The 7,404-nt window shown below is 40.3% G+C and carries 4 protein-coding genes; all 4 read left to right on the top strand.

Features of this window, described 5'->3' with window-relative positions; translation table 11 throughout:
• The first annotated feature begins 126 nt into the window (after window positions 1-126).
• The 4 genes from AB5062_RS22245 (at window position 127) to AB5062_RS22230 (ending at window position 6,879) form a co-directional block, all read left to right on the top strand.
• Complete coding sequence (locus AB5062_RS22245; protein ID WP_032953095.1) at window positions 127-3,411, top strand: SusC/RagA family TonB-linked outer membrane protein; 3,285 nt, start codon at window positions 127-129, stop codon at window positions 3,409-3,411.
• Between the two features lie 12 nt (window positions 3,412-3,423).
• Window positions 3,424-5,409 carry a RagB/SusD family nutrient uptake outer membrane protein gene (locus AB5062_RS22240; protein ID WP_118292365.1) on the top strand — a complete coding sequence of 662 codons (1,986 nt, stop codon included), beginning with the start codon at window positions 3,424-3,426 and terminating at the stop codon, window positions 5,407-5,409.
• 12 nt (window positions 5,410-5,421) lie between these two features.
• Window positions 5,422-6,147, top strand: a complete 726-nt coding sequence (locus tag AB5062_RS22235; protein ID WP_005850802.1) for a hypothetical protein — start codon at window positions 5,422-5,424, stop codon at window positions 6,145-6,147.
• 84 nt (window positions 6,148-6,231) lie between these two features.
• Complete coding sequence (locus tag AB5062_RS22230; protein WP_118292366.1) at window positions 6,232-6,879, top strand: hypothetical protein; 648 nt, start codon at window positions 6,232-6,234, stop codon at window positions 6,877-6,879.
• The last annotated feature ends 525 nt before the right edge of the window (window positions 6,880-7,404 follow it).

The following is a 7,404-nucleotide window of genomic DNA, read 5'->3' as shown; positions in this document are numbered from 1 at the left end:
ATCATCTTAAAATTACCAAAGTACATATGCTTTGATTATCAGATACATAGCTGCAAGAGTAGTTCTGAAGGAACTAAGGAAACGGAATTACTTGATTTTCAATAAACTTTAAAAAAAATCACAGCTATGTTAAAACGACTAAAATCAGTCAGTATGTTGCTGTTCCTAATGGGTGCCTCTACAGGAGCAGCATACGCGGTCGCCAATCCCGGCGTTACCGATGTGAAAATCACACAACAGACAGGGACGTGCACGGGAGTCGTAGTAGATGCTACAGGTGAAACCGTTATCGGTGCGTCTGTAGTAGTGAAAGGTACGACCAATGGTACTATTACCGGTATTGATGGTGACTTTTCCTTGTCAGGTGTTAAACAAGGAGATGTTATCCAAGTTTCCTTTGTGGGATATCTTACCCAAGAGATTAAATTTAAAGGAGAATCTTTAAAAATTATTCTTCAAGAAGATTCACAAACTCTTCAAGAAGTGGTTGTAGTAGGTTATGGTGGTGTTCAGAAAGCCAAAACAATGACTGCATCTGCCGCTACCGTAAAGATGTCCGAATTGGCAAAGTTACCGGTTGCTTCTATGTCCGAAGGGTTGGGAGGACGTGTTACCGGTGTGGTAACTCAACAGGCTTCCGGTGCGCCGGGTGAAAACGCCAGAATTTGGATTCGAGGCGGTGAAAATATCTTGTATGTCATTGACGATGTCGTGATGGATTCGGGGCAAGGTAATGAGTTTTTCAACCGCTTGCGTCCGGATGATATCGCTTCCATGTCAATCTTGAAAGACGCTGCTGCAACTGCCGTATATGGTCCGCGTGCCGCTAATGGTGTAGTAGTGATTGCTACCAAGCGTGGACAGGAAGGCGCGCCTACCATTACTTTAAACCAAAAAGTGTCTATCATGACTCCTGCTTATCGTCCCAAAGGATTGAGTAGTTACGAGTACGCATTGGCACGTAATGAAGCGGAATTGGCAAGTTTCCAAGAGAGTCCGACTTTTAATGATACAGAACTTTCTAAATATTATATGGGCGATCTGTGGCAGAAAGGATACGGATTTGAAGAAATCCGTAACCTGGTGAACGAAAGATATAATTTAGGGTATTCTTTGCAAGACATCAACGATTTGTTCGATCCGTTAAAGACACAAGGTAAAAATATCCAGGACTACTATTCTTCTTACGACCCATGGGATATGTTTGATCATACACAGCCAATGTATCAAACTAATGTCAGCCTGCGTGGTGGTGGCGAACGTATCAAATATTATTCAAGTTTGGGATATATGAAGCAAAATGGTGTCAGTGATAAATATTCATACGAACAGGTGAACATGATTTTGAACACAGACGCCATGTTGTTGAGCGACAAGAGTTTGAAATTTACTTTCAACTTGAACGGTAATACTTCTAACAACAATAAACCTGCCGATGGTGAAGGTGTGTTCAACAATGCCATGTATGGTGACTGGATGCCTAAGAGGCCGGCTGCCTGGAGTACCGGACTGCCAAGAAAGGGATCTGTGGAGGCGCAGTTGAACAACGGTTTCAACAATACAGAATCTTATCGCTTCCAGATGAATGCAGCTTTGAAATGGAGTGTGCCTTGGGTGGAAGGCTTGTCTGCACAGGCTAGCTTGAACTTCACTACTTCTTATTATCATCAGCGTCATTTTAACCATGATCAGGAAGGCGTTTATGACAATCCGTATGCTACTGCCGTTTCTTCCTATAATCCTGAAAACGCCAACTTATATGAAAAATGGAATAAGTATAAGTTGTTGACCGGCATTTTCCAGATTGATTATACCCGTTCTTTCGGAAAGCATAATCTATCTGCTATGGTGAACTATCAAAGTCAGGTAAGAAAGAGCAATTGGACGGATGCAAAGAAAAAAGGATATCCTACCACTTTGGCTCCGCAGCTTGATCTAGGCGGTACATTAGTTTCTGCCGGTGGCTCTGCTGAAGAATGGGGTTCTGCTTCTTACATCGGGCGTTTTACTTACGACTATGACAATAAGTACCTGTTCCAATACAGTGCTAACTACAATGGTTCTTTGAGTTATAGCCCGGATAAACGTTGGGGATATTTTCAGGCTTTCTCATTGGGTTGGGTGATGTCCGATGAAGTTTGGTTCAAGAATTTGGTGAATCCGAACATTGTTAATATGATAAAATTACGTGGCGGATTTGGATTGGTAGGTAATGAAGTGGGAAGTCCATTTTCTTTCCTTACCCAATATGCGCAGAGTTCAAACCGCATATTGTTTGGAGAAAATATGGCTTCTAATGTAGGATGGTACGAGTCTGATGTAGCAAACAATTTACAATGGTCCAGCAGTAAGCAGTATGGTATTGGTCTGGATTTCGGCTTTTTGAAAGACCGCTTGACAGGATCATTCGATACGTTTTTATATTTGAACAAAGGAGATGTGATGGACATGACTGATGATATGATTCGGGTAGATATTTTAGGTATGCCGAACACTCCGAAAATTAATGCTCCGTACACTACTTCACGAAAAGGAGGTTTCGAAGTTTCGTTGAACTGGCAAGACAAGATTGGCAAAGTCGGTTATCGTGTAGGGGTAAACTATTCTTATTGGGATGAACGGGTGACTCGCCATAGCAGCTCTGATTCGGACTGGTGGACTCCGACATTCGACAATATCGGCAAACGTCCTTATGTAACAAACGGAGAATCTATAACATATCCTTATGGGTTGAAGACCAATGGATTACACGGGTCATGGCAAAATATGTATAATTCCTTATTACACGCTAACAATAATATGACTTTGGGAACTCCGGCTTTGGTGGACTTAAATGGTGATGGTCGTGTAAATGATTACTATGTGTTCAATGCGGAAGGGTCTACTCCACATACTCAATTTGGTGTAACTTTAGGAGCCGACTGGAACGGATTCGATCTGGAACTGTTCTTCCAAGGAGCAACCGGTGCAAGGGGAGCTATGCCTTCTCCGCTCCGCAGCCAACAAAGCTATATGTGGAATTACGGACAATACGCGTTCCAGAATGCATATACACCGAGCAACCCTGATGTAGACGCCGCTCTTCCAACTCCGGTTCCTGAAGGCAATGGATTTGGATATAGTTACATTGACATCTGGTCTTTTGATGCCTCTTACCTGAAACTGAAAAATATCAGTTTACGTTATGACTTAAAACGTTCGGTTTTGAAAAATCTACCAGTTATTCAAGGATTGGATTTAAGTTTCGTTGTGACTAACGCATTTACTTGGACTAAAAAATCTTATCCACTGAAAGATTTGCAGGATCCCGAATTCATTACTACAGGTGCTTCTATCTATAATAACAATGGTACTTTGGGAAGCTATCCTACCCAGCGTTCTTATACTTTGGGCGTAACAGTAACTTTATAAAACTTGGTTAATATGAAACGTAAAAATAAAACAACTAAATATATTCTGGCCGGGTTATTTCTTTCTTCGATGATGGGAGTAACAACTGCATGTGATCCGTTAGGAATAGAACCTACAACAAAAGTGGATGAAGAACGCTTTTGGGAAAATCCTCAATTGGCTCGTTCTTATGTGAACAATTTCTATTTCATATCCCAATCGGCATCTGGTGACACCTTCCAGTCAGAACAGTGGTCAGATAACTGTCAGGGAAACTATGAACAGGACTGGGATACGTATCGACAGTACAATTTTAACAAACGTACTTATGATGAAAATAATGGTATCACTTGTTTCAGCGCCCCATGGAGTGGAGCTTATAAAAACATTCGTGCTGTAAATCTTGGAATTGAAAAAATTTCTTCCAGCAGCATATTGACAGAGGCTCAGAAGAACCAATTCTTGGGTGAATGTTACTTTTTCCGTGCTTTTATTTATTTTGACATGGAAAAGTTTTGGGGAAGCGTTCCTTATGTAGACAAAGCGTTAACGATTGAAGATGAAACCTATTTGCCTCGTACTAAACGCGAAACTATTTTCGACAATATTCTAGACGATTTGCAGAAATCCGTAGATTATTTTAAAGCTTATGGTGGAACGCATACGCTTGGTATGGTAAATGAAGATGTAGCTAACGCATACATCTCTCGCGTGGCTTTATATGCAGCCAATGCGGCCGATGCTTCAGCCAAAGGTCTATATTCGGATGATGCTGAAGGCTTGTTCAAGTTTGAGAAGAATGCAAATCATTATTATGAATTGGCTTATAATGCAGCTAAAGGATTGATAGGCAAGTACAGTTTGGAACCGAATTATGAGGATCTGTTCACAAAAACAGAGTCACATACAAGCGTTGAGTCAATTTGGCCGGTCATGTTTAAAGAAAACCAACGTAGTGGTTTCAATCCAACTGCAAAGAACGGACCTGACGGGAATTATTATGGAGCAACCGAAGATGCGACTTATTCTTACGGGCGTCGTTCAGGTTTATTTCCTACACAGGATTTGGTAGACTGTTATTTACAGAAAGATGACGCTGATGGCAAATGGAAAAATTGGTGGGAAACTTCACAGGCAAAAGCCATGGGAATCCATAGAAATGCAGAAGGAGAATTAGAAGGAGAATCTGCTAATTATCGCGATATGTTCAAGAATCGCGATAGCCGCTTCTATTCCACAGTTACTTACGATGGAGCATATATGGGACCGGAAGAAGAACGTTATATTATTCAAACTTGGATTGACAATACTACACTAGATGAAAAGACCTTAAAATACAGTGCTTTACATTCTGGGTATAGAGTGATGGAAAATTTAAATTCCGCACCAATCAACAGAGCTTCCGCACAAACAATAACTGGTTATTATTCAAGGAAGTACTCTCAGTTTAATAAAATCAATACGGACGGGACTTTGGATTTTGACACCCAGCGTCAGACTTGCTATTTCAATGTACGGTATGCGGAAGTGTTGCTGAATTGTGCCGAGGCAAGTATTAAACTAGGCAAGACCGATGCGGCAGGCTATATCAATGAAATCCGTAATCGTGCCGGATTGCCTAATTATGACGGCAATGATTTGTGGAATGAAATGAAACTGCAACGTCGTTTGGAATTTGCATTTGAATGTCCGGGCTTCCGTTATTTCGATTTATTGCGTTGGGGGGAAGCAGAAGGCAAAACGACTATTGAAGAGTTGAATACTCCTTCCAGAGGATTATGGATTTTCCGTAAAGGTATGGAAAGCGAAAAGGCTGGTGAGAATGGTTATCCTGTAGAGCCGGATGGTGAAGGATATTTTACTCCTAAATTCCAGACTTTTGAGATGCCGTATTCTTATTATGAAAGAAAGTTTGATGATGCAAGATACTACTTTGTACCATTTTCACAGTCCATGTTGAGAGACTATACACAATTGCAACAGAATCCAGGATGGAAAAACTTCAACTATAACAATTAAAAAAAGATAGTTATGATGAATAAATTGCTAAATAAAATATGTATAGGTGCAGCTGTGTTGTGCAGTGCATCAGTTATTTCTAGTTGTACTGCCGGATTGACTTATGAAGAGGCACCGGAATCTGTTTATTCAGAAGTAGGGGTAAGCAAAATCGAGTTAAAAGCCCGGGAGTTGTTTAATGACAAGATTTATGCAGTTAACTGGAACAAATGGGTGGACAATTATATTGATACTCGTTTGATTGGAAGTTCTGACGTTTTTACGTGGGTTAACAGAACTGGAGCTCCCTATACCATGCCGGATGGGAAAGTTGTGGCTGCCGGAGAATCAATAAAAGTGGAAGGGTCGGAAACAATAGAATCCGATAGCAGTGCGCCTGATGGCAAGGTATATGTATTAAACGTATATGCCGCTTCGGATGTACAATATTCGACAGCTAACAAGGGGTTCTTGTTTGATGGCAGCAAGTTTTCCGGTGACTTTGAATTGGTGAATCCTGTTGATAACCGTTCACAATATGTAGTTCTTCCTGTTAGAAAGAATGAAATCATAGGTGAACTTTATCTGGTAAGCTATTCTGTCTGTACGGTAGAACCCGTAGGTGACTCTCCTAAATTGGGTATGCCGGGAGATTTTACCAAGCCTCGTCGTTATCTGGTGAAGAATATCGCTCATCGCCCTGCTGGAGTGGAGCAACATCAGCGTATGTATGAAGTACGTGTTACTTTCCTTCCGTAACGCAGGTGAATTCTTTTTTATAATAAATGAAAGGGTGGGCTTCAGGCTCACCCTTTCTTGAGATAAACAATTAACTGAAAATATATGAAACTGATTTTATGTTGGTTAGGGATATGGATATTTTGTGTGGGTCTGTTTGCGCAAAATACTAAGGACAATTCCTCTTATCTGTTTGATGAATTTCAAGATTGCTTGATTGTATATAAAGATGGAAGACAGTTTACGGCTCCGGTCAATTATGATCTGATAAAGAAACATTATGTCTTTAAAGATCCGGAACAACAAGAAAAGGAGTTTTCTGATCCGGAATTGATAGCGGTGCTTCGCATAGGCAACAGAAGTTTCTTGATAGGAAAGCAAGAAGCGATAGAGGTAATCCAAGCTCAGCCCAAATTCAATGTAATCTATACAGGTGATACACGAAGAGCTCCCAAAAAGATTTCGTATGGAGGAACTACACAAACGGCTTCCGTGGATAACTATTCAGGATTAACAGGTACAGGGTTATCCGGTGGCATACAGGACGCCCAACGTATTGTTACCGGAATTAATAAAATGTACGAAGTTAGTGTGGGTAAAAAAACGAAACGCTTTTATAACAAGAAGAGTTTTTTAAAGCTTTTCCCTAAAAAACAACAAATCCGATGGAACCGATACATCGAAGAAAATAAGATAGATTTCGGTTCTGTGGATCAGGTGTTCAAGCTCTTTCAAGTTTCTATTTCACACTAAGCATTTTTAAATAAGGTGTGTCGTACACGCAGGCGACACACCTTATTTAAAACAACCTGATTAAGTCTATATTCAAAAACTCTTTTTCCCGATATTCTGTTTGCTCCTATGATAAAGCAACGCAAAGGATGAAACATTTGCAACGGATTCGATCCACTTGTTCCAATGTTGCGGAAGGGGCGCTCGGCTTTAAAGAAGTTACCGGCATATAAGCTGTATAAGGTGTTGTCGTACACTTGATATTGGGGAATAGGTATATAATGTATCATCATTGACACATTTCTACAGATTGATCTGAAAAACAACGCAGGTTTAGTAATTGCAGATATTCTACCAGTGTGATTACATTTCCGACATTTTGTTCTAAAATCATTTGACTTTCTGATTCTGACAAAGCGTATTACGCATGGATTGTAGCTCACTTAACATTCATGAAATTCTTTAAAAGGAGCTGCTTATTTGACATATCTCCGTTTTTTTGCTGATTATCTATTGACTTTCAAAAATAGTTCTTTTGGAACTATG

Source organism: Phocaeicola sp. RTP21359st1_B8_RTP21360_211022 (assembly GCF_040911965.1).
Classification (GTDB): domain Bacteria; phylum Bacteroidota; class Bacteroidia; order Bacteroidales; family Bacteroidaceae; genus Phocaeicola; species Phocaeicola vulgatus.
The sequence above is the reverse complement of the archived record's forward strand: the minus strand, read 5'-3'. Positions and strand labels throughout refer to the sequence as shown.